At 72.4% G+C, this 25,587-nt stretch carries 17 protein-coding genes, 1 tRNA gene and 1 pseudogene; 14 read left to right on the plus strand and 5 right to left on the minus strand.

Features of this window, described 5'->3' with window-relative positions; all coding sequences use genetic code 11:
* The first annotated feature begins 46 nt into the window (after positions 1 to 46).
* The 6 genes and pseudogenes from IPL61_19100 to IPL61_19125 all read left to right on the plus strand — a co-directional run bounded on the left by IPL61_19100 (position 47) and on the right by IPL61_19125 (position 10,038).
* Entirely contained in the window at positions 47 to 2,665 is a 2,619-nt protein-coding gene (locus tag IPL61_19100) for a glycosyltransferase family 39 protein (GenBank protein MBK9033349.1), read from the plus strand.
* A gap of 287 nt (positions 2,666 to 2,952) precedes the next feature.
* Positions 2,953 to 5,265, plus strand: a complete 2,313-nt coding sequence (locus tag IPL61_19105) for a hypothetical protein (GenBank protein MBK9033350.1) — start codon at positions 2,953 to 2,955, stop codon at positions 5,263 to 5,265.
* Between the two features lie 194 nt (positions 5,266 to 5,459).
* Positions 5,460 to 6,469: pseudogene (locus IPL61_19110) on the plus strand (MoxR family ATPase).
* 116 nt (positions 6,470 to 6,585) lie between these two features.
* A complete protein-coding gene (locus IPL61_19115) occupies positions 6,586 to 7,413 on the plus strand; it encodes a DUF58 domain-containing protein (GenBank protein MBK9033351.1) in 828 nt (275 codons plus the stop codon).
* A complete protein-coding gene (locus tag IPL61_19120) occupies positions 7,410 to 8,552 on the plus strand; it encodes a VWA domain-containing protein (protein MBK9033352.1) in 1,143 nt (380 codons plus the stop codon). Before IPL61_19115 ends, IPL61_19120 begins: the two co-directional genes overlap by 4 nt.
* Before the next feature lie 967 nt (positions 8,553 to 9,519).
* Entirely contained in the window at positions 9,520 to 10,038 is a 519-nt protein-coding gene (locus IPL61_19125) for a hypothetical protein (protein ID MBK9033353.1), read from the plus strand.
* Here the strand turns inward: IPL61_19125 and IPL61_19130 are convergent.
* Positions 9,936 to 10,511: a hypothetical protein gene (locus IPL61_19130; protein MBK9033354.1), complete on the minus strand. Its 576-nt coding sequence runs from the start codon at positions 10,509 to 10,511 to the stop codon at positions 9,936 to 9,938. The genes IPL61_19125 and IPL61_19130 overlap by 103 nt on opposite strands.
* A 208-nt stretch (positions 10,512 to 10,719) precedes the next feature.
* Between IPL61_19130 and IPL61_19135 the strand changes: the two genes are divergently transcribed.
* The 4 genes from IPL61_19135 (at position 10,720) to IPL61_19150 (ending at position 14,980) form a co-directional block, all read left to right on the plus strand.
* A complete protein-coding gene (locus IPL61_19135; protein ID MBK9033355.1) occupies positions 10,720 to 12,264 on the plus strand; it encodes a VWA domain-containing protein in 1,545 nt (514 codons plus the stop codon).
* 4 nt (positions 12,265 to 12,268) lie between these two features.
* Positions 12,269 to 12,907 carry a class I SAM-dependent methyltransferase gene (locus IPL61_19140; protein MBK9033356.1) on the plus strand — a complete coding sequence of 213 codons (639 nt, stop codon included), beginning with the start codon at positions 12,269 to 12,271 and terminating at the stop codon, positions 12,905 to 12,907.
* An 85-nt stretch (positions 12,908 to 12,992) separates the two neighbouring features.
* Complete coding sequence (locus IPL61_19145; GenBank protein MBK9033357.1) at positions 12,993 to 13,784, plus strand: RNA ligase family protein; 792 nt, start codon at positions 12,993 to 12,995, stop codon at positions 13,782 to 13,784.
* Positions 13,781 to 14,980 (plus strand): AAA family ATPase, encoded by a 1,200-nt coding sequence (locus IPL61_19150; GenBank protein ID MBK9033358.1) that lies wholly within the window; start codon positions 13,781 to 13,783, stop codon positions 14,978 to 14,980. The genes IPL61_19145 and IPL61_19150 overlap by 4 nt, the downstream gene beginning before the upstream one ends.
* 239 nt (positions 14,981 to 15,219) lie before the next feature.
* Here IPL61_19150 and IPL61_19155 read toward each other — a convergent pair whose 3' ends face one another.
* Positions 15,220 to 16,671, minus strand: a complete 1,452-nt coding sequence (locus tag IPL61_19155) for a wax ester/triacylglycerol synthase family O-acyltransferase (protein MBK9033359.1) — start codon at positions 16,669 to 16,671, stop codon at positions 15,220 to 15,222.
* Positions 16,672 to 17,115: 444 nt separating this feature from the next.
* On the opposite strand from IPL61_19155, the gene IPL61_19160 reads away from it, so the two are divergent.
* Positions 17,116 to 17,433 carry a hypothetical protein gene (locus IPL61_19160; GenBank protein MBK9033360.1) on the plus strand — a complete coding sequence of 106 codons (318 nt, stop codon included), beginning with the start codon at positions 17,116 to 17,118 and terminating at the stop codon, positions 17,431 to 17,433.
* A gap of 6 nt (positions 17,434 to 17,439) precedes the next feature.
* On the opposite strand, the gene IPL61_19165 is transcribed toward IPL61_19160, so the two are convergent.
* Genes IPL61_19165 through IPL61_19175 form a run of 3 tightly spaced genes read right to left on the minus strand, consistent with a single transcriptional unit; the run spans position 17,440 to position 23,617 of the window.
* Positions 17,440 to 19,074 carry a hypothetical protein gene (locus IPL61_19165; GenBank protein ID MBK9033361.1) on the minus strand — a complete coding sequence of 545 codons (1,635 nt, stop codon included), beginning with the start codon at positions 19,072 to 19,074 and terminating at the stop codon, positions 17,440 to 17,442.
* Positions 19,071 to 21,422 carry a hypothetical protein gene (locus tag IPL61_19170; protein ID MBK9033362.1) on the minus strand — a complete coding sequence of 784 codons (2,352 nt, stop codon included), beginning with the start codon at positions 21,420 to 21,422 and terminating at the stop codon, positions 19,071 to 19,073. Before IPL61_19170 ends, IPL61_19165 begins: the two co-directional genes overlap by 4 nt.
* Positions 21,423 to 21,442: 20 nt before the next feature.
* Complete coding sequence (locus tag IPL61_19175) at positions 21,443 to 23,617, minus strand: 4Fe-4S dicluster domain-containing protein (protein ID MBK9033363.1); 2,175 nt, start codon at positions 23,615 to 23,617, stop codon at positions 21,443 to 21,445.
* Between the two features lie 238 nt (positions 23,618 to 23,855).
* Between IPL61_19175 and IPL61_19180 the strand changes: the two genes are divergently transcribed.
* From IPL61_19180 to IPL61_19190, 3 genes are all read left to right on the plus strand, one after another.
* The gene (locus IPL61_19180) at positions 23,856 to 24,338 is read left to right on the plus strand and encodes a hypothetical protein (GenBank protein MBK9033364.1); all 483 of its coding nucleotides are present in this window, start codon (positions 23,856 to 23,858) and stop codon (positions 24,336 to 24,338) included.
* 59 nt (positions 24,339 to 24,397) lie between these two features.
* Positions 24,398 to 24,471, plus strand: a tRNA-Pro gene (locus tag IPL61_19185).
* A 6-nt stretch (positions 24,472 to 24,477) separates the two neighbouring features.
* Positions 24,478 to 25,209 carry a response regulator gene (locus IPL61_19190; protein MBK9033365.1) on the plus strand — a complete coding sequence of 244 codons (732 nt, stop codon included), beginning with the start codon at positions 24,478 to 24,480 and terminating at the stop codon, positions 25,207 to 25,209.
* The last annotated feature ends 378 nt before the right edge of the window (positions 25,210 to 25,587 follow it).

A 25,587-nucleotide genomic window follows, 5' to 3' on the forward strand; every position in this document is an offset into this window, starting at 1 on the left:
CGCGCGCGCCGACCGCGGCCGCGACCGATGATAAGGTCCGGCCCGCATGGACGCGACCCTCGCCTCGCCCGAGACCCTGCCCCCGGTGCGCGCTCGCCGCCTGCCGATGGGCCTCGAGCTGGCGCTGGTGGTGCTGGTCGCCACCGCGCTGCTCTTGCCCGGCGTGTGGCGCTACAGCCTGGTCGATCCGTGGGAGACCCACTACGGCGAGGTCTCCCGGCGGATGCTCGCCGACCACGACTGGGTCCACACCGACTGGCAGAACGAGGGCTTCCGCTCCAAGCCGGTGCTGACGTTCTGGCTGATGGCCACGTCGATGCGCGCGCTCGGCCACACCGCGCACGGCGGCTACTCGGGCGAGATGACCGAGTCGCCGATGATCCTGCTGGCGATCCGCCTGCCGTTCGTCTTGCTGGCCGTCATGGGCCTGACGCTCACATGGTTCATGCTGGCGCGCCTGGTCAACCGCCGCGCCGCGTGGCTGGCGCTGCTGACGATCGGGACGTGTCCGTTCTTCTTCCTGATCGCGCGGCAGGGCATCACCGACATGACCCTGGTCGGGCTCTTGCTCGGCGCGCTGTCGATGTTCCTCTTGGCGAGCGAGGACGGCGACGCGCCGCTGCGGCCGTTCGGCAAGCTGTTCCGGCTGGGCCCGACCCGCGCGCTCACCTGGGACGCGCGCTGGGTCGCGTTCGTCCTGATCGGCGGCTTCATCCTGATCCAGGCCGCCTACTACTTCTGGTACTTCCAGATCGCGCGCTTCACCTCGAACGGCTTCCGCGCGCCGCCGCTGCGCCAGCCCGGGTTCGTGCTGGCGGTGCCGATGGTGCTCGGCGCGATCTACGTGTTCGCGCCGCGGGCCTACGCCTACCTGCGCGCGTTCGGCATCTGGCTGGTGCTGTTGATCAGGGGGCGGCGCGGCGCGTGGGCCGAGGCCAAGCGCCTCGGCGAGCCCGGGTTCCTGGCCTACCCGCTCGGCGGCCTGATCCTCGCGGTCCAGGGCATCGCCGGCGAGCCCGGCGGCTGGCCGCTCGCGCTCCAGCGGGCCCGGCGGTTCGCCGACGTCGAGCCGCTGCGCCGCGACGGCCAGATCTACCTCATCTTCTTCTGGGCGTTCATCGCCATCAGCGTGCTGGGCAAGGGCATCCCCGGGCTCGGCATCGCCGGGGTGTGCTGCGCGACGTTCGTGATCTTCCAGAACCGGTGGGCCCGGTTGTTCGACGGCCGGTTCGAGATCAAGCGCGGCGTCGCGCTGCTGCTGATCATCGTGCTGCCGTGGCACGTCGCGATGTGGTTCCGCGACGGACCGCAGTTCATCAGCGAGTGGATCTTCACCCACAACCTCAACCGGGCCGCCGCGGGCGTCCACGGCGAGCGCGGCACCTTCGACTACTGCATCGGCCAGGTCGGCTACGGCATGATGGTCTGGGCGGCGCTGGTGCCGATGGCGCTGGCCGGCGCCGCGTTCGTGCCGGCGATCACCCAGCGGGCCGGCCGCGTGCGCTTCATGATCGCCACCTGGGCGATCACCGCGACCGCGCTGTTCTCGCTGTCGCAGACCAAGTTCCACCACTACATCTTCCCCGCGGTCCCGGCGATGGCGATCCTGGTGGCGCTGTGGCTCGACGACGTGCTCGCCAGGCGGATCCGGCCGAGCTGGGTGATCGGCGCGTTCGGCGCCGCGGTGGTGCTGCTGCTCGCGCGCGACATGATGCACGAGGAGAAGCAGTGGATCGAGATGTTCATCTACCGCTACGACCGCCCGTGGCCGAGCAACCCGCCGTACGGCATCGACACCTCGGACGCGTTCCTGGTGATCGGCCTGGCCGGCGCGGCGTCGGTGCTGCTGCTCGGCACGGGCCTGCGCCGGACCGCGGTCGCCGCGATCGGCGCGACCGCGCTCGGCACCGCGCTGTGGGGCATGCACGTCTACATGCCGATCGCCGGCCAGCACTGGGGCATGCGCGACGCGGTCGCGACCTACTACCGCGAGCGCCACATCTACGGGCAGCAGCTGGTCTACGCCAACCCGCGGCAGTTCGCCGACGACTGGGCGCCGGTGGTCGATCGCGGCCGGCCCAGCTGGCGGTTCGACTCGGTCATCCCCGACAACTTCCTCGACGGTCAGCCCATGACGATCCAGATCGAGGTCCAGGGCACCACGCCGGCCAGCGCCGGCGACGCCGCCTTCACCCTGCGGGGCGTGGGCCGCGCGGTCGGCCCGCACACGTTCCAGATCGACCTCGGCCCCGGCGAGCTCGCGCCGATCGCAGCCGCGGTCAACCGCCACCGCAAGGAGCGGCGGGTGGCGTGCGCGCCGCGGCCGCGGCCAGGGCGGGTCGCGTGCGCGTACCGGCTGGTCGACGCCGACCGGCTGATCGCCTGGCAGCTCTACTGGCGCGGCGAGAACTTCTGGAGCGGCGACGAGATCTGGGGACCGATCCCGGAGATGAAGACCGCGCTCAAGGAGACCGACAACGTCGCGTTCCTGCGCTACCTCAACGATCGGGCGATCGCGCCCGAGGGCCGCACGTACTACATCGTCACCGAGGCCGGCCGCCCCGGCGCGCTCAAGTCGGTGCTGCCCACTCAGACCGCCCGGGACACCGTGCAGGTCATCGACACGACCAGCAACAAGTTCTCGCTGGCCGTGTTCCAGCTCTGAAATTCCAGAGGGCCGGTCGCCAGGCCCAGGCAGGTGCAGGGGTGCTCGGCTGTCCGAGGTCTCGTCCAGGCCAGGTCGGCATCTCGAGGTCGCATCGCGTCGAAACCTCGAGGCGGACGCGGTGTCCTACCTCCGTGGCGTCCGTCCCCGTAGACCCCAGGCGCGGCCGGTGCGTCGAAATGAAGGTGCTATGCTCCGCGTTGACGGTGACAGAGTCTCGCGGAATGCCGGCGCGGTCTGAACGGTCGATCCTCGGCCACTCGCCACCAGTCCAGGAGCCGTAATCCATGGCCGACGCGATGCCCCCGTCCGAGCACCTCGCCCCCGCCCGCGTCGACCTCGGCGTGGTCCGAGGTCTGGTCAGCGCGGCCCGGTCCCGGCTGCGGGTCCAGGGCGCGCTCGAGGGCGCCGTGACCAGCTCGATCCTGGCCTCGGCCAGCGCGCTCACCGCGGTGTTCCTGGTCCGCACCGAGCACGTCGCGCCGGCGACGGGCATCGGCCTGCTGGTGGCGTCGGCGGGCGTCATCGGCGTCGGCGCGGTGCTCGGCGCGCTGGGCCGGCTCGACGACGAGCAGGTCGCCCGCCAGATCGATCGGGCCTCGGGCCTGGCCGATCGCCTGTCGACCGCGGTCGCGTTCGAGCGGACCCTGGCCAGCCCGGCCGGCAGCGCCGACGCGGACGCCGAGACCCTGGCGCTGATGCACGCGGCCATGCGCGACGCCGCCACGGTCGCACCGCGCGCCAACGTCAAGGCCGCGACGCCGATGCGACGCCCGCACGATCTCCCGATGGCGGCGGCGTTCGTCGTGGTCGCGGCCATCGCCGCGAGCCTCGGCGTCAAGATGCCGCCCCGGGATCCGCAGGTCGTGGTCGCCCTGCCCGAGGCCGGCCGGCGCGGCGCCACCGTCGAGATCAAGGGCGAGCGGCTGTGCGGCCCCCGGGCGGATCGCGCCGTCGCCTGCACGCCGCCCCAGGCGCTGGTCTACGTCGGCGACGACGGCGAGGCCGTGGCCGCGCCGATCGTCACCTGGACCGGCGGCGCGGTCACGATCACCGTGCCCACCGGCGCCAAGCTCGGCCCGACCGAGCTGGTCGTGTGGGCCCGCGGCAAGCGGATCGGCGCGGTCGACTTCGAGGTCATCGCCGACGACGACCCCCGGAACTTCAAGGACAACACCGTCGCGATGGATCCCGACGACGAGGCCTACATGCGCGACCTGGTCGCGGACCTGCGGGCCACGGCCAAGAAGGACGACGTCAAGGCGCTCGACGACTACGCCGCCAAGATCGAGCAGCTGCTCGACCAGGCCGATCGCGGTGAGCTGACCAAGGAGCAGCTGCTCCAGGCCATGCAAGACGCCCAGGCCGAGCTCGAGCAGCACGCCGAGAAGAACCCCGAGCAGATCAGCAAGCACCTGGCCGAGACCGGCGACGAGCTGGCCAAGAACGAGCTCACCAAGGAGCTGGGCGACGCGCTCAAGAAGGGCGAGCTCGACAAGGCCAAGGCCGAGCTCGAGAAGCTCGCCGACAAGCTCGACCAGGGCGAGCTGTCGCAGCAGCAGTCCGAGCAGCTGGCCAAGACCCTCGAGAAGGCCGCCGAGCAGTACGAGCAGAAGCAGGCGCAGCAACAGCAGAAGGACCAGGAGCAGGCCGCCGCCGAGCAGAAGAAGGTCGAGGACCAGATGCGCAAGCTCGAGAAGCAGCGCGATCAGGCCAAGACCCCCGAGGACAAGGCCGAGGCCGAGCGTCGGCTCGAGAAGAAGAAGGACGAGCTCAAGCAGCTGCAGAAGAAGGAGGACCAGGCCGACCAGGAGCAGTCGGCCCAGCGCGAGGCCCTCAAGCGGCTGCACAAGGACATGGACAAGGCCGCCAAGGATCTCCAGAAGAAGGACGATCCCAAGCAGCCCGACCAGGACCAGCAGCAGCAGAACAAGGACAACCAGAAGCAGGCGTCCCGCAGCCTCAAGGACGTCGCCAACGAGACCGGCAAGGTCGATCAGGATCAGCGCAAGCAGGCGGCCCAGAAGAAGGTCGCGTCGCAGATGGACGACCTGCGCGAGGCCATGCGCCGCGCCAAGCAGCGCGGCAAGCAGGGCGGCGGCAGCCCGTTCGGCAAGAACAACCAGGGCAAGAACCAGGACTTCGCGCGCCGCGCCGGCGGCGGCCAGGGCCAGAAGGGCGCCTGGAAGCCGGGCCAGGGCCAGGGCCAGGGCCAGGGCCAGGGCCAGGGCCAGGGCCAGGGCCAGGGCCAGGGCCAGGGCCAGGGCCAGAACGGCGGCCAGGGCAACCAACCGCCTGATGGGCCGTCCAACACCTATGGCGACGGCCACGACGACAACCTGGTCGGCGACGCCACCGGCACGTCCGGCAACACCACCGACGAGAGCGTCTCCGGCGCCCAGGGCCGCAAGGGGCCGTCGCGGCGCGAGACCATCCTCTCGGCGGCGCAGAAGGGCTACGCCTCGACCGCCTACCGCCAGGTCTACGCCGACTACAAGAAGGTCGTCGAGGACGTGATGCGGTCCGAGAAGGTCCCGGCCAGCTACAAGTACTACGTGAAGAAGTACTTCACGAAGATCAAGCCGCACAGCATGAACTGACGCGACGCGGCCGCATGCGGCGACCGAGGCGCCGGCCCCGGCGCCGACCCGCTGACCGCGATCGTCCGCTCCGACTGCCCGCTCCGCTCCACTCCCGACTCCGACTCCGACCTGCTCCGCCCGATCCCGCCTCCCGCCGTCCGGTCGCTCGTTCCCCGAGCCCGACCCACCTGCCCTCCAAACCGAGAGCCACGATGACCCAGCCTGCCGCCGCCCCCCGTGACGTCGAAGCCAGCGTCGCCGCCTTCATGGCCGACCTCAAGCGCGTGCGCGACGAGATCGGCAAGATGATCGTCGGCCAGGACAAGATCGTCGAGGGCGTCCTGACGTGCATGCTCGGCGGCGGCCACGCGCTGCTCGAGGGCGTGCCCGGCCTCGGCAAGACCCTGCTGGTCCGGACGATGGCCGAGACCATCCACGCCAGCTTCTCGCGCATCCAGTTCACGCCCGACCTGATGCCGGCCGACATCGTCGGCACCAACGTCATCGTCGAGGACGGCCAGGGCGGCAAGCGCTTCGAGTTCCAGCGCGGCCCGATCTTCGCCAACATCGTCCTGGCCGACGAGATCAACCGCGCCACCCCCAAGACCCAGTCGGCGCTGCTCGAGGCGATGAGCGAGGGCTCGGTGACGGTCGCCAAGACCACCCACAAGCTCGAGAAGCCGTTCTTCGTGCTCGCCACCCAGAACCCGCTCGAGATGGAGGGCACCTACCCGCTGCCCGAGGCCCAGCTCGATCGGTTCTTCTTCAAGCTGGTCGTCGACTTCCCCGACCACGCGTCGCTGCACACGATCCTCGATCGCACCACCGCCGACCACGTGCCCGAGCCCCAGGCCGTGATCGAGAAGAGCCGCGTGATCGAGCTGCGCGAGCTGGTCCGCAAGGTGCCGCTGGCCCGCGCGATCCAGGACTACGCGGTGCGCGTGCTCCAGGCGACGCACCCCGAGACCAAGGAAGCCACGGCCCAGAGCAAGAAGTACCTGCGCTACGGCGCCTCGCCGCGCGGGCTCCAGGCGATCATCCTGGCGTCGAAGATCCGGGCGCTGCTCGAGGGCCGCTACGCGGTGGCCATCGACGACATCCGCCACGTCGCCGCGCCGGCGCTGCGCCACCGCCTGATCCTCAACTTCGAGGGCGAGGCCGAGGGCATCCGCCCGACGCCATCATCGCCGAGATCCTGGCGTCGACCCGCGAGACCGCCTGACCGTGGCGCTGCTGGCCAAGAAGCAGGCGGTCGCGGCCACCTCCGGCGCCGCCCGGGCCGCCGACCGGTCGGCCCTGTTCGACGAGCGGTTCCTGCGCACGCTCGAGCACCTGCACATGGTCTCGCGCAAGGTCTTCGCCGGGAACATCCGCGCCGAGCGCCGCACCCGCAAGGTCGGCTCGGGCATCGAGTTCGCCGACCACCGCACCTACGCCCGCGGCGACGACTTCCGCTACATCGACTGGAACCTGTACGGCCGGCTCGATCGCCTGCTCTTGCGGCTGTTCGAGGAGGAGGAGGACCTCCACATCTACATCCTCATCGACTGCTCGGACTCGATGGCGATCGGCACGCCGCCCAAGATGCACTACGCGATGAAGGTCGGGGCCGCGCTCAGCTACGTCGGCCTGGCCAACCTCGACCGGGTCGCGATCGTGCCGTTCGCGTCCAAGGTGCTGGGCCGGCTGCCGGCCACGCGCGGCAAGAACCGCATCTTCCGGGTGTTCGACTTCCTGCGCACCGTCGAGATCGGCGGCACGACCGACGTGGCCGAGGCCATGAAGCTGTTCGTCAGCCAGCACAAGCGCCGCGGCCTGGCGGTGTTGATCAGCGACTTCTATGACCCGCGCGGGTTCGAGGAGGGCATCAACACGCTGCGCTACAACAAGTTCGAGCCGTTCGTGCTGCAGGTCTACGATCAGCGCGAGGCCGCGCCCAACCTGCACGGCGATCTGGCGCTGGTCGACTGCGAGACCGGCGAGCTGCGCGAGGTCACGGTGTCCAAGGCCCTGCTCGAGGCCTACACCCGCGAGCACGAGAAGTACTGCAAGGAGCTCGAGGACTTCTGCACCGGGCGCGCGGTGCCGTTCTTCCGCACCCACACCGGCATCCCGTTCGACGAGCTGGTCTTGCGCATCTTCCGGTCGGGAGGCTTCCTCCGGTGACCTGGCTGACCCCGCTGGCCGCGCGCACCGTCGGGATGGTCGCGCTGGTCGCCGCCGCGCTGGTGGTGATCGCGTACCTGCTCAAGATGCGTCGGCGCCGGTTCGAGGTGCCGTTCTCGAGCCTGTGGAAGCGCGTGCTCGAGCAGCGCGACGCCAACTCGCTGTGGCGACAGCTGCGGCGGCTGCTGTCGCTGCTGCTCTTGCTGGCGATCGTCGGGCTCGTCGTCGTCGCGATCCAGGCGCCGACCCTGGGCGTCACCGATCGCCGGGCCCGCAACGTCGTCATCCTGCTCGACACCTCGGCGTCGATGCGCGCCACCGACGGCGATCCCGCTCGGCCCAAGCTGACCCGGTTCGAGCGGGCCCAGGAGCGGGCGGCCGCGCTGATCGACACGATGGGCGGCGGCGACCAGGCCATGATCATGCGGGTCGACGCCCAGGCCACGCCGCTGTCGCGGTTCGCCAGCGACAAGCCGCTCTTGCGCAAGGTCATCGACGAGGTCCGCCCGTCGGACACCGGCGCCGATCTGCCGCGGGCGCTGTCGGCCGCCGCCGACGCCCTGCGCGGGCGCCCCAACCCGATGATCGTGATCGTGTCCGACGGCGCGTACTCCGAGCTCGAGCGCGACCAGGTCACCTGGGACGCGGCCGAGGCCGACCCCGCCGGCGCCGCCCGCCGCCAGGCGCCCGCCGCCACCGCGACCCCGCCGCCACCGCCCGGGCCCGGTCGTTCGCCCAGACCCAGCTGGCCGCGGTCGACCTCGCCGGCATCGACGTGCGCTACCTCGGCGTCGGCTCCCGGGCCGAGAACGTCGGCATCGTCGCGTTCAACGTGCGGCGCTACATCGCCAACAAGGCCAGCTACGAGGTCTTCATCGAGGTCCAGAACTTCGGCGCCGAGCCGGCCCGCCGCCAGCTCGCGCTCTACAACGGCGACACCGCGATCGAGGTCAAGGCGCTCGAGCTGGCCCCGGGCGAGCGCAAGCGCGAGATCTACCGGCAGCTGCCCGGCGGCGAGAGCCAGCTGCGCGCGTCGCTGCGCCCGGTCGACGGGCCCGGCGGCAGCGACCCGTTCGCGCTCGACGACGAGGCCTGGGCGCTCCTGCCCGCGCGCAAGAAGCAGCACGTGCTGCTCGTGACCAACGACAACCTGTACCTCGAAGGCGCGATGCTGGTCTACGACAACATCGAGGTCTACAAGGCCACGCCGGCCGAGTACGACGCCGCGCCGGCCGCGACCGTGCGCAACGCCGGCACCGGCAAGCCCTACGACGTGGTCGTCTTCGACGATCACACCCCGGCCGTGATCCCGCCGGCGCCGATCAACGTCATGTGGTTCCACCCCGACGGCGCCGCGAGCCCGTTCGCGATCCGCAGCGTGCTGCCGCGGCCGCGCATCACCCAGACCGCCGAGGACCACCCGGTCATGCGCTGGGTGACGATGTCCGACGTCAACTTCGACGCCGCCAACGTCTTCGCGATCGATCGGGCCAAGGGCGAGGTCGCGCTGGCGACGTCGGTGCGCGACGCCGTGGCCGTGGCCCGCCGCGACGGCGGCCGCAAGTTCATCGGCTTCGGCTGGTCGCTGGCCGGCACCGACCTGATGTTGCGGGTCGCGTTCCCGCTGCTCCTGGTCAACAGCCTCGACTGGTTCGCCGGCGACGACGCCGACCTGGTCACGACCTACGCCACCGGCACCCGGCTGCGGATCCCGCTCGACGGCCTGGTCGGCCTGCGCGAGGTCACCGTGATCGATCCGACCGGCCGCCGCGGCCAGGCCCCGGTCGTCGACGGCGCGGTCACGCTGGTGGCCCACCACATCGGCGTCCACCAGATCCTGGCCTACCCGCCCAGCGCGCCCGGCGCCGCGGCCGACGCGCCGCCGCCGACGCCGCTGGCCAGCCTCGAGGTCGCGACCAACCTGTCGTCGACCGTCGAGTCCCAGATCACGCCGGCCGCGGACCTGACCCTGGCCGGCCGGACCCTCGCGGCGCCGCCGACGTTCGCGGTCAGCGCCCGGCGCGACCTGTGGCTGTACCTGGTGCTCCTGGTCGTGGCGCTCCTGTGCCTCGAGTGGATCACCTACCACCGAAGGATCACCGTCTGATGCCCGGCCTGACGTCACGCCTGCGCCGGCGCCTCGATCGCGGCTCGCTGATCTCGATCGCCGTGGCGCTGGCGGCCGCGGCCGCGATCTACCTCGGCGTCGAGCGCTGGCTCGACGGCCGCTCGATCCTCAAGGTCACCGGCCTGACGCCGCGGCCGGTCGAGCTGCTCGATCCGCGCTGGCTGCTGCTGGTGGCGATCGCGCCGTTCTTCTACCTGGTGCGCCGCTGGTCGCTGACCGACCTGTCGTTCACGCAGCAGGTGGTCCAGGCCACGCTGCGCACCGCGATCATCGCCGTGGCCGCGATCGCCCTGGCCCGCCCGACCTGGGTCACCCGCGACGCCAAGGTCGCGACGGTCGTCCTGGTCGACGTGTCGGAGTCGGTGTCCGACGCCCAGCTGGCCGCGGCCCGCAGCTACGTCGACGATCTCGAGGCCGCCAAGGGCCGGGGCTGGATCAAGGTGATCACGTTCGCCGAGAAGCCGATGGTCGCGAGCGCGACGGCGGCCACGTCGTGATCGGCCGCCACCGCAGCGGGCCGGCCAAGGGCGGCGCCGGCACCGACGTCCAGGCGGCGATCCAGCTCGGCTACGGCCTGTACCCGCCCGGCCACCTGCCGCGCATGGTCGTCGTCACCGACGGCAACCAGACCCGCGGCGACGTCGTCAGCGAGGCCTACCGCGCCAAGGAGATGGGCGTGCGGCTGTCGTGGCGGACGTTCGCCGAGGACCAGGTGCAGGAGATCCGCGTGGTCGGCCTGCACCTGCCCGACGAGATCAAGGTCGGGCAGCCGTTCGAGATCATGGCCGAGGTGTGGTCGACCCACGCCGAGACCGTGACGATGAACCTGCGCCAGGACGAGTTCCCCAACGCGCTCGAGCCGAGCAAGCAGGTCGAGCTGGTCGAGGGCGTCAACCGGATCCCGTGGAAGAGCGAGGCCAAGCGCGCCGGCGCCACGACCTACCGGCTGCGCCTGACCAAGTACGCGCACGACACCGAGAAGGCCAACAACGAGGCGGTCATGACCGCGCCGGTCAAGGGCCGGCCCAGCGTGCTCTACGTCGAGGGCGGCGTGCTGCGCGAGCCCGGCAGCGGCCGGCTACCTGCAGCGCGCGCTCCAGCACGAGAACATCGACGTCGAGGTCCGCGGCCCGCGCGGCCTGCCCGCGACCGCCAAGGAGCTCGAGAAGTACGACCTCGTGCTGGTCTCGGACGTGCCGGCCCACTTCGTCGGCGCCGGCCAGATGTCGGCGCTCGACCAGTACGTGGCCAGCCTCGGCGGCGGCCTGATCATGGCCGGCGGCGAGGACTCGTTCGGCTCGGGCGGCTACCAGGCCACCAAGATCGAGCAGATCATGCCGGTGCGCTTCGACTCCGAGAAGACCCGCGAGCAGCCCGACATCGCCGTGTGCGTCGTGCTCGATCGCTCGGGGTCGATGCAGGGCGCCAAGATCGAGGCGGCCAAGGAGTCGGCCCGGGCCACGGCCGAGGCGCTGTCGCCCAACGACATCCTCGCGGTCGTCGCGTTCGACAGCGAGGCCCAGCTGTTCGTCCGGCCGCAGCGGGCCGCCAACAAGATGCGCATCTCGGCCGACATCTCGCGCCTGCAGTCGGGCGGCGGCACCAACATCTACCCCGGCCTCAAGGAGGCGTTCGAGGTCCTCGAGGGCGTCAACGCCAAGGTCAAGCACGTCATCCTCTTGTCCGACGGCGAGGCGCCCTACGACGGCATCGTCGAGCTGGTCCAGGACATGCGCTCGGCCCGGATCACCGTGTCCGCGGTCGGCGTGTCCGGCGCCGATCGCAACCTCCTGTCGATGATCGCCGACAACGGCGACGGCCGCCTGTACATGACCGACGACATCGGCGCGCTGCCGCGGATCTTCATGAAGGAGACCACCGAGGCCCAGAAGTCGCAGCTGGTCGAGGACGCGATCAAGGTGCGCGTGGCCAAGCGGGTCGAGGCCATCGAGGGCGTGGCGATCGAGGCGGCGCCGCCGCTGCACGGCTACGTCACGACCAAGCCCAAGCCCACCGCCGAGGTCATCCTGGTCTCGGACCTGGGCGAGCCGATCCTGGCCCGCTGGCGCCACGGCGCCGGCACCTCGGTGGCGTGGACCTCCGACGTCAAGAACCGCTGGAGCAGCGACTGGATCGCCTGGGGCGGCTACCCGAAGTTCTGGGCCCAGCTGGTGCGCACGACCATGCGCCGCAAGGTCTACGACAGCTACGACCTGTTCGCGACGATCGACGACGGCCGCGCCAAGGTGGTCGTCGACGCGATCGACTCGGGCGATCAGTTCGTCAACGCGCTCGACACCGTGCTGCAGGTGATCGACCCGGCCACCAACGCGATCAAGCAGACCGTGCCGATGGCCCAGACCGCGGCCGGGCGCTACGTCGCCGACTTCCCGATCGAGCGCTACGGCAGCTTCCTGCTCAAGGCCGTCCACGCCCGCGACGGCAAGATCGTGGCCGAGAGCCTGGGCTCGGTCGCGCTGCCCTACCCGCTCGAGTACCTGAAGACCACGCCCGACGCGACCGCGCTCAAGCAGGCGGCGATCGTCACCGGCGGCAGCGATCAGCTCGCGCCCAAGGACGCCTGGACCCCGGGCGACGAGTCGATCGCGTACACCGAGGATCTGTGGCCGTGGGTGCTGCTCGGCATGATCGCGCTGATCGTGCTCGACCTGTACGCGCGCCGGGTCCGGCTGTTCGGCTACCGGACGATCAAGTTCGAGTAGGCGCGTGGTCGACGACGCCTCCCACTACCGGTGGCTGGCCGCGTGCTACGCGCGCGGCGCGCTCGACCGGCTCGACCTCGACGACGCCGCCGCGCTGGCGGCCGCGGCCGGGACCGACCTGCGCCTGCACCGGTTCAAGCGCACCGCCGGGCTGCCCCGGGTCCGGGCGGTGCTGGGCGTGCTGCGCGGGCTCGGCGCGACCGCGCTGGTCGATCTCGGCAGCGGCCGCGGCGCGTTCGTGTGGCCGCTGCTCGACGAGCTGCCGGCGCTGACGGTGATCGCGGTCGACGTGCTGCCGCACCGGGTCGCCGACCTGGCCGCGGTCGCGCGCGGCGGGGTCGCGCGCCTGCGCGCGGTGCGCGGCGACGTCGCGCGCCTGGGCCTGGCCACCGGCGCCGCCGAGGTCGTGACCCTGCTCGAGGTGCTGGAGCACCTGCCGGATCCGGCCGCGGCCGCGCGGGAGGCGCTGCGGGTCGCGACGCGGGCGGTGGTCGTGACCGTGCCGTCGGTGCCGGACGACAACCCCGAGCACGTGCGGCTCTACGACCGCGCCAGCCTGACCGCGCTCCTGACCGACGCCGGCGCCCGCCGGGTCGTCGTCGACGGCGTCCGCGGCCACCTGGTCGCGGTCGCGCACCGGTGAAGCGCCGGCGGGCCGGTCGCCAGGTCGCCAGGCGCGCGACCGCGACGTCGCCGACGCGCAAGCGCGGTACGCTGCCCGGCCGGCCATGCACAAGTACCCGCGCACGCCGCACCTCGCGGGCTCGCGCCTGCAGCCGGGCGACCACGATCTGGACCAGGTGCCGCTCGCGGACCTGCGCGGCGCCTACGTCGTCGTCGAGGAGAAGCTCGACGGCGCCAACGCCGGGATCGCGCTCGATGCCCGCGGCCGCCCGCGGTTGCAGAGCCGCGGCCACGTCCTGACCGGCGGCCCGCGCGAGCGTCACTTCGATCTGTTCAAGCGCTGGGCCGCGGCCCACGCCGACGCCCTGGCCCGGGTCTGCGCCGACGGCGCCACGCTCTACGGCGAGTGGCTCTACGCCAAGCACACGGTCTTCTACGACCGCCTGCCCCACTACTTCCTCGAGTTCGATCTGCGCGATCGCGCCGGCGCGTTCTGGTCGACGGCGCGCCGGGCCGCGCACCTGGCCGCGTGCGGCGCCGCCGCGATCGTGCGCAGCGTCCCGGTCCTGTGGCAGGGCCGGCTCGACGACCCGCGCCGGCTGCCGGGGCTGGTGGCGCCGTCGGTGTACAAGTCGCCGCGCTGGCGCGACGCGCTCGCGGCCGCCGCCGCCGCCGCCGCGGTCGCGCCCGAGACCGCCGCGCGCGAGACCGATCCCGACGACGCCGCCGAGGGCCTGTACCTGAAGGTCGAGGACGACGGCGTGGTCGTCGCCCGCTACAAGTGGGTGCGGGCCAGCTTCCTGACCAGCGTCGTCGACTCCGGCAGCCACTGGCTGGCGCGGCCGATCGTACCCAACGGCCTGGCCGACGGCGTCGATCTGTTCGAGGCGCCGTGACCGCGCCGCGGATCGTGCCGCTGGCGGCGCCGGCCCCCGGGACACCGCCGTCCGACGCCGCGCTCGCCGACGCGCTGGCGGTCGTGGCCGACGCCGCGGCCCTGACCGCGACGTCGCAGGATCCCGGCTTCCACGCCGAGGGCGACGTCTGGCTGCACACGCGCATGGCGGTCGCCGCGCTCGTCGCCGATCCGGCCTGGGCCGCGCTCGACGCCGCGGGCCGCGCCATCACCTACGCGGCGGTGCTGTTCCATGACGTCGGCAAGGCCACGACCACGCGCCACGAGCCCGACGGGCGCATCAGCTCGCGCGGGCACAGCGCCCGCGGCGAGGCCGACGTGCGGGCCGCGCTGTGGCGGGCCGGCTGGCCGTGGACCTGGCGCGAGCACGTGTGCGCGCTGGTCCGCTGGCACCAGGTGCCGTTCTTCGGCGTCGACCGCGCCGACGCCACCGCGCTGGCGGTGCGCCTGAGCCTGGCGCTGCGCCACGACTGGCTGACCGTGGTCGCGACCGCCGACGCCGCCGGCCGGCGCTGCGCCGCGCCCGACGATCAGCGCCGGATCCTCGATCAGTGCGCCCTGTGGCGGACCTGGTGCGATGAGCTGGGCGTGCTGACCCGGCCCGCGATCTTCGCCGACGCCCACAGCCGGCTGATCTACCTGGCCGACACCTCGGGCACCCGCAGCCGCGAGGTGCCGGCGTTCGACGACACCGTCGCCGAGGCGGTGATCGTGTGCGGCCTGCCCGCGGCCGGCAAGTCGAGCTACCTGGCGACCCGGCCCGAGCTGCCGCAGGTGTCGCTCGACGACCTGCGCGACGAGCTCGACGTCGATCCCGCCGACGGCCAGGGCGCGGTCATCGCCCTGGCCCGGGACCGCGCCCGCGAACACCTGCGCGCGGGCCGGGCGTTCGCGTGGAACGCCACCAACCTGTCGCGGACGCTCCGGGCGGCGCTGCTGGGGCTGTGCCGCGACTACCGCTTCCGCACGCACCTGGTCTACTGCGAGGTCGACCCGGCCGAGCAGCAGCGCCGCAACCGCGCCCGCCCGGCCGCGGCCCAGGTCCCGGCCCGCGCGATCGCGCGCATGGTCGAGCGCTGGACCGTGCCGACCCTCGACGAGGCCCACCGGGTCAGCTACCGCGTCGACGGCGCGACCGGCGCGACCGCTGGCTTGATCTGGCCGCCGACGGGCTGAGCCGGCGCACGCCCGGGCGACCTCGGCCGGCGGCGCCACGCGTCGCGACGCCGCGCTGAGGCGGCGCACGCCCGGGCGACCTCGGCCGGCGGCGCCAGGCGTCGCGACGCCGCGCTGAGGCCGCGCACGCCCGGGCGACCTCGGCCGGCGGCGCCAGGCGTCGCGACGCCGCGCTGAGGCGGCGCACGCCCGGGCGACCTCGGCCGACACGCCACGGGCCACCGCCGAGCTGCGCCAGATCACGCCCGGGCGACCTCGGCCGGCGGCGCCAGGCGGCGCGACGCCGCCAGCTCGAGCAGCAGGTCGAGCTCGGCCTCGAGATCGAGCGCGAGGTCGTGGAGGTCGTCGAGGCCGTGCCAGTCGGCGTTGAGGCCGACGAACATCCGCCCGGCGTAGCTGAGCAGCGCCACGCCCAGGCCCTGGGTCTCGAACAGCGGCACCAGCGGATAGATCGCCTGCATCCGCGCGCCCAGCAGCCACAGCGGGAACGGCGGCCCCGGCACGTTGGTCACGACCGTGTTGAAGGCGCGCAGACGGATGGCGGTGTTGAACACCGCGCCGGCCAGGCCGGTGACGGTCGCGTCGGCGAGGCGGGTGATCAGCGCGGCGCCGTCGGTGTGCCCCGCGTGGTGCTTGAGCTCCCGGGTGGTCTCGCGCACCCGCTGGTAGCGCGCGGCCGGGTCGGCGCCGTCGATCGGCAGCGACGCCAGCAGCATCGCGACGTGGTTGCCGAGCGCGCCGCGGGCGTCGTCGGGCCGGATGTTGACCGGCACCAGCGCGCGGAAGTCGGGGACGTCCGCCGGCGCGACGCCGTGGCGCCGCAGCGTCCGGGCGAGCGCGCCGGTGACGACCGCGAGCACGACGTCGTTGACCGTGCCGCCGAGCACGTCCTTGACCGCCTTGATCCGGCCGAGGTCGAGCGTGGCGACGTCGAACCGACGGTGCGGGCCGATGTGGCGCGCGTTCAACGGCGTCGGCGACGCCGGCACCAGGCCGTGGCGCAAGAGGCCCGCGGCGCCCAGCGCCGCGGCGCGCGTGCGATCCCAGGTCGCGCGATCGCGGGTCGTGACCAGCGCCCGCGCGCCACGCCCGAGCGCGGCGAGCCGGTGCGCCAGCTCGGCCCGCACCAGCGCCGGACCGGCGGGCCCGGGCCGCGGCGGCGCCCAGCCGGTCGGCGGCGCCACGGTGGCGTCGGGGGTGCCGCGCAGGAGCGCGGTCAGGAGGCTGACCCCGGCGACGCCGTCGAGCAGGCAGTGGTGGACCTTGGCGATGATCGCGATCCGGCCATCGTCGAGGCCCTCGACCAGCCACAGCTCCCACAGCGGGTGCGCGCGATCGAGCCGCTGCGATAAGATGCGCCCGGCCAGGCGCTTGAGCTGGCGCTCGTCGCCCGGCAGCGGCAGGCGGGTGTGGCGCAGGTGGTAGGCCACGTCGAAGTGGTCGTCGTCGACCCAGACCGGCTGGCCGAGCAGCGGCGTCGCGACCACGCGCTGGCGGTAGCGCGGGAACGCCGCCAGCGCGCCGAGCAGGTGATCGCGCACGCGCTCGAACTGCAGCCGGCCGTCGGGCTCGGTCAGCGGCGCGCCATCGAAGATCGCCACCGCGCCGACGTGCATGTGCGCGCGCGGGGTCTCGACCGCGAGGAACGTGGCGTCACCCGCGGTCATCCGCTCGAAGTGCCCCATGGTCATCGAGGTTGCATGCGCGATGCCGACGCCGGCCGCACGGATCTCCCGCCGCGCGCGCAGACGATGCGCGGCCCCGCGCCCGACGCGCACGAACTGCTCGCGTGCTGGCGTCGGCCTCTCGTCAGGGAGCTCGCGATGACGGCCATGCACGATTTCGGCCAGCTCGCCCACCCCGTCGTGGACAGCCAGCCGTGCCGGCTCGATCCGCCGACGCGATCGGCCGCGCCGATGTGCGACGGCGTCCCCCCCGGGCGGCGCGACCTGCGTTTGAGGGCGGCAGGTCCCGTCCGCGCCATGCCGCGCGCGCACGATCGTTCGCTGCAACCGACACGTCCCGGTGGTGCGGTCTCGGCCCCACCGCGCGGACCGCACCGCGCCAGGATCACGCGCGCGTGGCGTGGCATCGCGGTTGCTCATCCACCGTCGGTCCGCCGCCAAGGATCGATCATGCGAACCATCGTCGCTGCGTTGCGCTCCAGCCTGCTCATCGCCGTCGCCACCCTCGGGTGCGCCGGCCCGCCGTCGACCGGCGCCCACGTCGACGCGATCACCGGCCTCGCCTGCACGATCGATCCGGGCAGCTACCAGCCGCTCGATCCCGCGCTGCCGACCCCGCACGTCGCGTGCGGGCCCCACGACGACGTCGAGCCCCACCCCGCCGGTTGCTGCGAGTTCCCACAGCCCGGCTGCGATCGCAACGGCTGCTGTGACGACGAGGTCGTCGACGGCGAGCCCGGCGACGGCGACGGGCCGATCGTGCACTGACCGCGATCAGAACCGATAGCCGACGCGCAGGTACGCCTGGCCGATCAGCGTGGTCGACTGCCCGACGCCGGCGCCGCCCATCCCCGTGACGATCATCTTCTGGGTGCCAGCGCCGAGGGTCCCGGTCACGAACCAGTCGGTCTTCCAGCGGTAGTAGCCGACCGCGTTGGCCTGCAGCGCGGTCGTGTTGGCCGCGCCGTAGCAGCTCGTCAGGTTGGTGGGCAGGCACACCATCGTGGCGTTGTCGTCGGCGGTCGTGATCCACGACAGGTCGCCCGACAGCTGGGCCTTGCCGTCCTTGAGCTCGCGCGCGCCGCCGAGCCGGACGATCTGCGCGGTCGAGCGCGCGTAGCTGGCGTCGCCGACGCCGATCGTGCGGATGAACGAGCCCTCGAGCCGCACGCCCCCGTAGAACTGCCGGTCGACGGCCTGCACGTGCAGGTCGAGCGAGCGCGCCGACGGCAGCACCTGATCGACCGCGCCGGCCTCGAGGATCACCTCGGGCCGCCGCCGACCCTGCAGCGCCGCGGTCAGCTCGAACCGGCGGCCCTTGCCGAGGAGCGCCGACACCGACGCCCGCGCCGCGGTGGTGCCGATGCGCTGGACCTTGATGTTGTTGACGACGACGCCGTCGAGGAGCGCCTCGTTCTCGAGCTGATCGCGCACCTGCACGTTCAGCGCCTCGGTGTTGAGGTGGTTGGCCCAGAGCTGGAAGCGCAGCCGGGCCGACGGCTTGTACTGCAGGCCGGCCGACGCGTTGGTCGGCGTGGTGCCGGCCGAGCCGTAGAGATCGAGGATCACGTAGTGCCAGACGTCGAGCCGCGCCGAGCGCCGCCAGTAGCCGTTGGCGGTGAGGTACAGGCGCGGCCGCTCGAACGTGCCGTTGCCGCCGAGCCCGCCGTCGCGGCTGGTCGGCACGATCGCCACCGCGCCGAGCGCGCCGTAGGAGTTCTGGGTCCGGTACGCGCCGCCGAACCCGCCGGCGACCGGCAGCACCCGCCCGGTCGGCTGGTTGGCCTTGTCGATGCCGGGCCGGTAGTCGCTGTCGATCGACCGCGAGCCGCGGGCCGGGTACAGGCCGGCGAACCCGAGGTAGGTCCAGCGCCGGTTCTTGGCGTAGTCGATCCGGAGGCCATCGATCTTGATCGCGCCCAGGTCGGCGATGATCTGCCGCCCGACGAACAGATCGGTGCGGCGGCCGCCCCGCACCAGGTACAGCTCGCGCAGCTCGTACTCGTGCTCACCCAGCAGGCCCGACTGGATCCGGGTCGGATCGCTGGTGGGCCGGCCGCTGTTGATCGGATCGGGCACGTACCGCAGGCGGGTGTCGAGCCGCAGGTCCCAGCGGCCGCCCTTGAGGTGCCGACCGTCGACCTGGGCCCGCAGCTCGGTCCACATCCGCGCGAACGGGCTGCCGTTCTGCGGCGGCTCGCCCCCGGCCACGTACGGCGAGCCGTCAGTGCCGTCCTCGGCGTAGTAGAACGACGACGACGTCAGGCTGCCCTGCCACAGCGTCCGCTCGCGATCCTCGTCGGCCTTGTCGACGTAGAAGCGATCGGCCTCCTCGGCCTGGGCCCGGGCACGCCCGGCGGTGGCCGCGAGCGCGGCCACGACGGCGGCGGTCAGCGCCAGCGCCCTCATCGGCAGATCGACTCCCGCCCGTAGTTGGTCGCGGTGGGGGACCAGTCGCGGGTCGGCGAGTGGCAGCCGCCGCCGGTGCAAATCGAGCGCAGCTCGTGCGGCGATCGGGCCGCGTCGTCGAGGTGACAGGCGACGCACTCGGCGCTCTGCGCGCCGTAGTTGCCGGCCCGGTGGCAGTCGGCGCACGCGAGCGTGCGGTGCAGGCCGGTCAGGTTGCAGCCGACGGTGGTGTGATCGAACCGGGCCGGCGCGAACGTGAACTGGGTGTGGCACTCGCCGCAGCGCGGCGTCAGCGAGTTCTGGTGGATGTCGTCCTGGCGGTGGCAGTTGATGCACAGGTTGCCGGTCCCGGCCATCGGCCGGCTGTCCTTGTGGCAGCGCGCGCACGCGAGGTTGTCGTGCGAGCCCACCAGCGCGAACCCGCCGACGTCGTGGAGCGGCTTGATGTCGGTCCAGTCCTGGGTCGAGTGGCACGCCTCGCAGGCGGTGCCGTACTGGCCCTTGTGGACGCCGGGCTCGGGGTGACAGCCGAAGCAGTTCTGCGGGCGCGGCTTGAACGTCTGCGACGTGTGGCACTCGGAGCAGCGCACGGTCAGGTGCTGGCCGGTCAGCGCGAAGCTCGACATCGAGTTGTGGTTGAAGACGTTGTCGCCGGTGACCTTGTGGCAGCGCTCGCAGCCCTGGCCGAGCCGGCCCTTGTGGACGTCGTCCTTGGCGTGGCAGCCCTCGGCCGAGCAGGTCTTGGGCGTGCCGGTGTACGCGCGGGTCGGGTGGCAGTCGCTGCAGTCGGCGATCTTGGCGTGCAGGCCCTCGAGCGGCCACTTGGTGTCGTCGGCGTGATCGAACCGGACCGCGTCCCAGACGCCCGGCAGGTGACAGCGCGAGCACTCGTCGCCGAGCGAGCCCTTGTGCAGGCTGTCCTCGTGGCAGCGCACGCCGCACTCGGACGGCGTGTCCTTGAACGAGTCCTTGGGGTGGCACTGCACGCACTTGACCGGCTTGTGGCCCTTGACCAGCGGGAACGCCGACTTCGGCCCGTGGAAGGTGTCGACGGTGCCGGGCTTGAGGTTGACGTTGCCGGCGCCCTGGTGGCAGCCCAGGCACTGCGAGTCGGTGTACTTCTCCTTCGGGTGCACGTTCTTGTGCTGGTGGCAGCCGCGGCAGCCGACCGTGCGCGGATCGAACTGCTCGAAGTCGGCGGGGCTCCGCCCGCGGTGGCACGACCGGCACGACACCTGATCGTGGCGGCCGGTCAGCTTGAACTTGGTCCGCTTGTCGTGGTTGAAGTTGGTGGCGCCCGCGCCCCACGACGTCGACGACAGGTGGCAGGTCGCGCACGCCGGGGGATCACCGCCGAACGCGCTGAAGCGGGCGCCGTGCTTGTTGTCGTCCTGGTGGCAGCCGCCGGCCTCGCAGGTCTTGTCGGGCTTGCGCTCGCCCAGCCGGGTGGTGTGGCAGTCCTCGCACTTCATCTTGGCGTGGGCCCGCCCGAGCGCGAACGTCGTCTTCTTGTCGTGATCGAACTTGAACTTGTCGAGCGCGCCGAACTTGGGCGAGTGGCACCACTCGCACTCGCGCTTGCCGAACAGCATGCCGTCGTGCGGGCTGTCGTGGCAGTTGCCGCAGAAGTCGGGGTTGCCGCCCTTGAGGTTGAACAGCGCCTTGGGGTGGCACTTCTCGCACGACACGTCGGCGTGCGAGCCCAGCAGCGGCATCGACGCGTCGGCCTTGCTGTCGTGGTCGAAGTCCTGGTCGCTCTTGGGCGGGTTCCAGACGCTCTGGGCGTGGCAGCGCTCGCACGCGAGCATCTCGCGCCGCTCGAACCCGTGCGGCTGATCCTTCTTGTGGCAGGTGCCGCACAGCCGGTCCTGGTTCAGGTACGTGCGCAGGCCCTGCCGGTTGCGGGTCTTGTGGCAGTCGGCGCAGTCGACCGCGGCGTGCTTGCCCTCGAGCTTCCAGCCGGTGACGTCGTGATCGAAGCCCTTGGTGCCGCCGGGGATCGCGGCCCAGCCCATCAGATCGAAGCCGCGGCCCTTGTGCTCGTTGTGGCACGACGAGCACTTCTTGCCGCTGACCTGGCTCGACGCGTGGAAGCCCTTGCCGGCGTTGATGCGGGTGCGCAGATCGTTGTGATCGTGGCAGCCCAGGCACTTGCTGTTGATCGCCTCGCGGCCGTTGTCGTGGCAGTCGTTGCAGTGGTCGGGGCCGTCGATCGACGCGTGGCTCTCGGCCAGCGCGCCTGGCGACGAGCTGAAGAAGTCGCCCTGGGCGCGGGCCCCGCGGGGCGCCAGCACGAGGACGCCGGCGATCACGAGCGCGATCGCGAGGACGGGCGGACGGCGAGGCATGAGCGAGCGCATCGATGGTACTACCAGGCGCGATCCCACGAAATGTAGATGTGCGCCGCCGAGAAGATCGTCAGCAGCACGGTGAACGGCACGTGGACCTTCTTCCACGAGTTGAGCAGCAGGTTGGCCTTGGGCGCGATCACCGCGCCGCGCTGGATCAGCAGCATCCGCCCGGCCCGACGGACCAGATCGCGCCGGGCCTTGCCGGTGACGCCGACCCGGCCCAGCCGCGACCGCCGCGCCAGCCACCGGCCCGGGCGCCGCAGGTCCTCGACCAGGAGCCAGCCGAGGCTGAGCAGCAGGCCGTAGCGCTCGGCGACGCGGGCCGCGCGCTGGCCGTGCTCCCACAGCTCGCGATCGATCTCGCTGGCGGCGACCGGGTGCTTGCCGCGGTGGTGCGCGAACGCCCGCGCGTGATCGAGCTGCTCGAGCTCGCGCCCGCTCGAGAGCTCGGGCACCTGGGTGTAGAGGTAGCGCCCGATGATCCCGGACACGGTCACGATGACCATGCTCCAGAACGCCAGCGACACCCAGCTCGACAGCCGGAGCGCCGAGTGCAGCGCGATGAACATCGGGCCGACCGTGCCGGCCATCATGTGGAAGTCGAACCACATCGTGTTCGACGCCAGCCACCGGAACGCCCGCAGCCGGCGGAACATCGGGTAGATCGCGGCGATGATCATGAGGCCGGTGCCGACCAGGCCGCACTGGATCGCCAGCTCGTTGCCCGACCGGAACCCGACCTTCTGCACGATCAGCTCGGCCGGCAGGTTGGCCAGCTCGGGCGTCGCCCGGAGCTGGCTGTACTGGTACGACATCGTCGGCGCGTACAGGCGCAGCAGCACCTCGGCCAGCGCGATCAGCCACACGACGATCCCGACGACCCACAGGAGCAGCGGCCCCCAGCGGCCGCGCCGGACCTTGGCGCTGCCGCCCGAGCGCTCGTCGACGCCCTCGGTGAAGGGGTGGGTCGGCAGCACCTCGCGGCGATCGCCGTCGAGGTCCTGATCGAAGCCGGCCCGGGCCGCGGCCGCGACCGCCGGCGAGCGCTCGCGGAACAGGTCGTAGGCCGAGATCTCGATCAGCGCGCCGGTCGGGCACGCCGACACGCACGCCTGATCGCCGTAGGCGCCGCAGTGATCGCACTTGTTGGCGATCCGGCGCACGCGCGCGACCCGGCCGGTGCCGGGCCCGAACGCCAGCGCCTTGGCCTTCTCGAGCCGGGCCCGGAAGTCCTTGTTGAACGCCGGGCTGCCGTCCTCGACGTCGATCATGTCGATCGCGCCGTACGGGCAGCTCTGCGCGCACGCCGAGCAGCCGGTGCAGGTCGCGTCGTTGATCACGACCTCCTTCTTGACCGGATCGAACTTGATCGAGTCGTACGCGCACGGGTCGATGCAGCGCTGATCAGTGCAGGTGCGGCAGGTGTAGACGAAGTCGAGCATGCCGAGCTGGTAGCCACCCAGCGTCAACCGCCGCGCGCCGTAGCGCTCCTCGCACGCGATCTCGCACTGCTTGCAGTCGATGCAGCGATCGAGCTGCCGGACCCGGACCGACTCGCCCGACACCGAGATGCCCTGGCGGACGAAGAAGTCGAGGATCTCCTGCTTGACGCCGGTGATGCCGTGCAGGCGCTGGCGCGACATCGTGATCGCGCGCCGGAACCGCGCCTCGAAGAACGGGAACCGCACGGCCACGTCGGAGACCAGGCGCTGGGCCAGCGTGACGACCACCGACGGCGCGGTCGCGAAGAACGCCACCGGCGCGCCGCGGGCCGCGGCCACCGCGCCGCTGTTCCAGAGATCACCGTCGGTGAACAGCGCGACGTTCTTCTTGGCCAGGCGCGCCATCGGGATCGGCTTGATCAGCGACACCGACTCGCGCTCGTCGTGGGTCATCCGCTCGAGGTCGGCCTGCACGGCCTTGCGCTCGGCCAGCTCGTGCGGATCGAACACGCCCGCGGCGACCTGGCCGGACAGCAGCACGACGACCGGCGGCGCCGTGCCCGGGGCCAGGCCGTCAGGGTCGGCCACGACCGCGTCGCGCTCGACCGCGCGGAGCTGGAGATCGCCGACGCCGAGCGCGCCGATCAGGATCTCGTTGGGGACGCCGTCGAACAGCGGCAGCTGACGGATCTGGGCGTAGCCGGCCCGGAGCCCGGGTGCTAGCATCGCCGCCGGATCACCCGCCAGCATGCTGGAGTCGACAGCGCGAGATGGGTTCATGGCCGGCGGGGCGCGAGGCGTGGACGACGGGACGACTCGCCAGGCGCGCGGACGTTGGGAGCGGAGGGGGGGCGCAGAGGTTGCGTTTGGTGAAGCAAGGCCTGGGCCGCGGGCGGCAGGTTTCGAAAACGCTGGCGATTGTACCAGGTTGCCTCGGGATCGCGGGAGATCCGGGGCGCGCGATCGGGGTCTGGGCTGGACGGTCGCGGTGTCCGCAGTCCTCGCGTGTGCGGCCCCCGCCCCGGCCGCGGCCCAGCCCGTGCCCCCACCGGCCGTGGCCGATCTCGACGGCTTGCAGCTCTGGGTCGGCCCGGCCGGCGCCGCGACGCGGATCGACGGCAGCTGGGAGTCGACCTGGGGGGGTGGCGTGCAGCTGGTCCGGGTGCGCGAGCGCGCGGCGGTCGCGGTCGCGGGCGCGGGGATCGGCGCGGCGCACTACGCGGGCAGCGACGGCGGCCGGCTCTGGCTCGACGCCGTGATCGGGACCCGCCGGCTGGGCGGGGTGATGCTGGGCCTGGCGGCCGGCCCGGCCGTGGACCTCGGCGGGGATCACCATCCACGGCCGGGCGGGACCGTCGCGATCTGGGCCTTCGCGGGCGTGACCCCGGTGGTGCGGGTCGGCGCGCTCGAGGAGGCCGGGGTGTTCGTCGAGGTCGGCGCGAGCCTCGCGCTGCCGGCCCTGCGCTGGTAGCCGATCGCCGGACGAGCCAGTTGACAGCGTGACCGCGTGGGAGTACTTCTCTCGGGCCACGGGGCGTAGCGCAGTCTGGTAGCGCACTTGGTTCGGGACCAAGGAGTCGGAGGTTCAAATCCTCTCGCCCCGACAACTCATGGATGGTGGTGGACGGTCGGCGCCGCGGCGCCGACGGCCGGGGTGTGCGTCGTGGGACGCGATCCGGCGGCCCGGCCCGCGGACACCGTGGTATGGATCGGGCGTGGTCGCGACGAGTCAGCAACGGCCGGAGATCGCCGCACTGAACGTCCTGGTGGTCGACGATGACCCGGACGTGTGCGAGTACCTGCACGACTTCCTCACGTCCGAGGGCTACACCGTCACGGTCGAGCACGATCCGACCCACGCGCTCGCGACCTTGCGCGCCGACGAGTTCCACCTGGCGGTGCTCGATCTGATGATGCCCAAGCTGTCGGGCATCGACCTGCTCGCGCAGATCCGCGAGATCGACGACGACATCGCGATCATCATCCTGACCGGCTACCCGAGCCTCGAGACCGCGACCTCGTCGATCGAGCGCGACGTCTCGGCCTACATCCGCAAGCCGTTCACGGTCGAGGACTTCCGCGAGGCGATCAACCGGATCGCCAAGAAGAAGGGCCTGATCCTGCGGCGCGAGGACGAGCTGCACGCGACGATCGGGCGGTCGATCCGCGAGCTGCGCAAGGCCCGCGGCCTGACGCTCAAGCAGATGTCGCGGCGGACCAAGCTGTCGGTGTCGCTGCTGTCGCAGATCGAGCGCGCCGAGTCGAGCGCGAGCGTCTCGTCGTTGTGGAAGGTCGCGACCGCCCTCGACGTCCGCCTGACCGAGCTGTTCGGTACGTTCTGAGATTTTTGGAGGGTTTTTCGAAAAAACCCTCCCCCGGCATGCGCCGGGGCCCCCACCCGAAACGGCCCGGAGCGGCGATCGCGGATGCGACGCGGGGCCTCCGGGGGGGGGGGGGGGGGGGGGGGGAGCCGACGCGGCTGAGACGGCCCGGAGCGGCGATCGCGGATGCGACGCGGGGGCCTCCTGCTGAGACGGCCCGGAGCGGCGAGCGCGGCGCCGACGTGGGGCCTGCGGCTGAGACCGGTCGGAGCGGCGAGCGCGGCGCCGACGTGGGGCCGGGGGGGGCGGGGGGGGGGGGCGGGCCGCGGCCCCCGGGGGGGGGGGGGGGGGGGCGCCCGGGGCGGCGGGGGCGGGGCGGGGCCCGCGCCCGGGCCCCGG

This window comes from Myxococcales bacterium, assembly GCA_016717005.1.
Classification (GTDB): domain Bacteria; phylum Myxococcota_A; class Polyangia; order Haliangiales; family Haliangiaceae; genus UBA2376.

Bases quoted from the DNA above. Each gene is read 5' to 3' on its own strand.
- IPL61_19175 (MBK9033363.1), bottom strand. From the start codon at position 23,617: ATGCTGGCGGGTGATCCGGCGGCGATGCTAGCACCCGGGCTCCGGGCC.
- IPL61_19160 (MBK9033360.1), top strand. From the start codon at position 17,116: ATGCGAACCATCGTCGCTGCGTTGCGCTCCAGCCTGCTCATCGCCGTC.
- IPL61_19115 (MBK9033351.1), top strand. From the start codon at position 6,586: ATGGTCTCGCGCAAGGTCTTCGCCGGGAACATCCGCGCCGAGCGCCGC.
- IPL61_19145 (MBK9033357.1), top strand. From the start codon at position 12,993: ATGCACAAGTACCCGCGCACGCCGCACCTCGCGGGCTCGCGCCTGCAG.
- IPL61_19125 (MBK9033353.1), top strand. From the start codon at position 9,520: ATGCCCGGCCTGACGTCACGCCTGCGCCGGCGCCTCGATCGCGGCTCG.
- IPL61_19165 (MBK9033361.1), bottom strand. From the start codon at position 19,074: ATGAGGGCGCTGGCGCTGACCGCCGCCGTCGTGGCCGCGCTCGCGGCC.
- IPL61_19190 (MBK9033365.1), top strand. From the start codon at position 24,478: ATGGATGGTGGTGGACGGTCGGCGCCGCGGCGCCGACGGCCGGGGTGT.
- IPL61_19170 (MBK9033362.1), bottom strand. From the start codon at position 21,422: ATGCCTCGCCGTCCGCCCGTCCTCGCGATCGCGCTCGTGATCGCCGGC.
- IPL61_19105 (MBK9033350.1), top strand. From the start codon at position 2,953: ATGGCCGACGCGATGCCCCCGTCCGAGCACCTCGCCCCCGCCCGCGTC.
- IPL61_19155 (MBK9033359.1), bottom strand. From the start codon at position 16,671: ATGACCATGGGGCACTTCGAGCGGATGACCGCGGGTGACGCCACGTTC.
- IPL61_19100 (MBK9033349.1), top strand. From the start codon at position 47: ATGGACGCGACCCTCGCCTCGCCCGAGACCCTGCCCCCGGTGCGCGCT.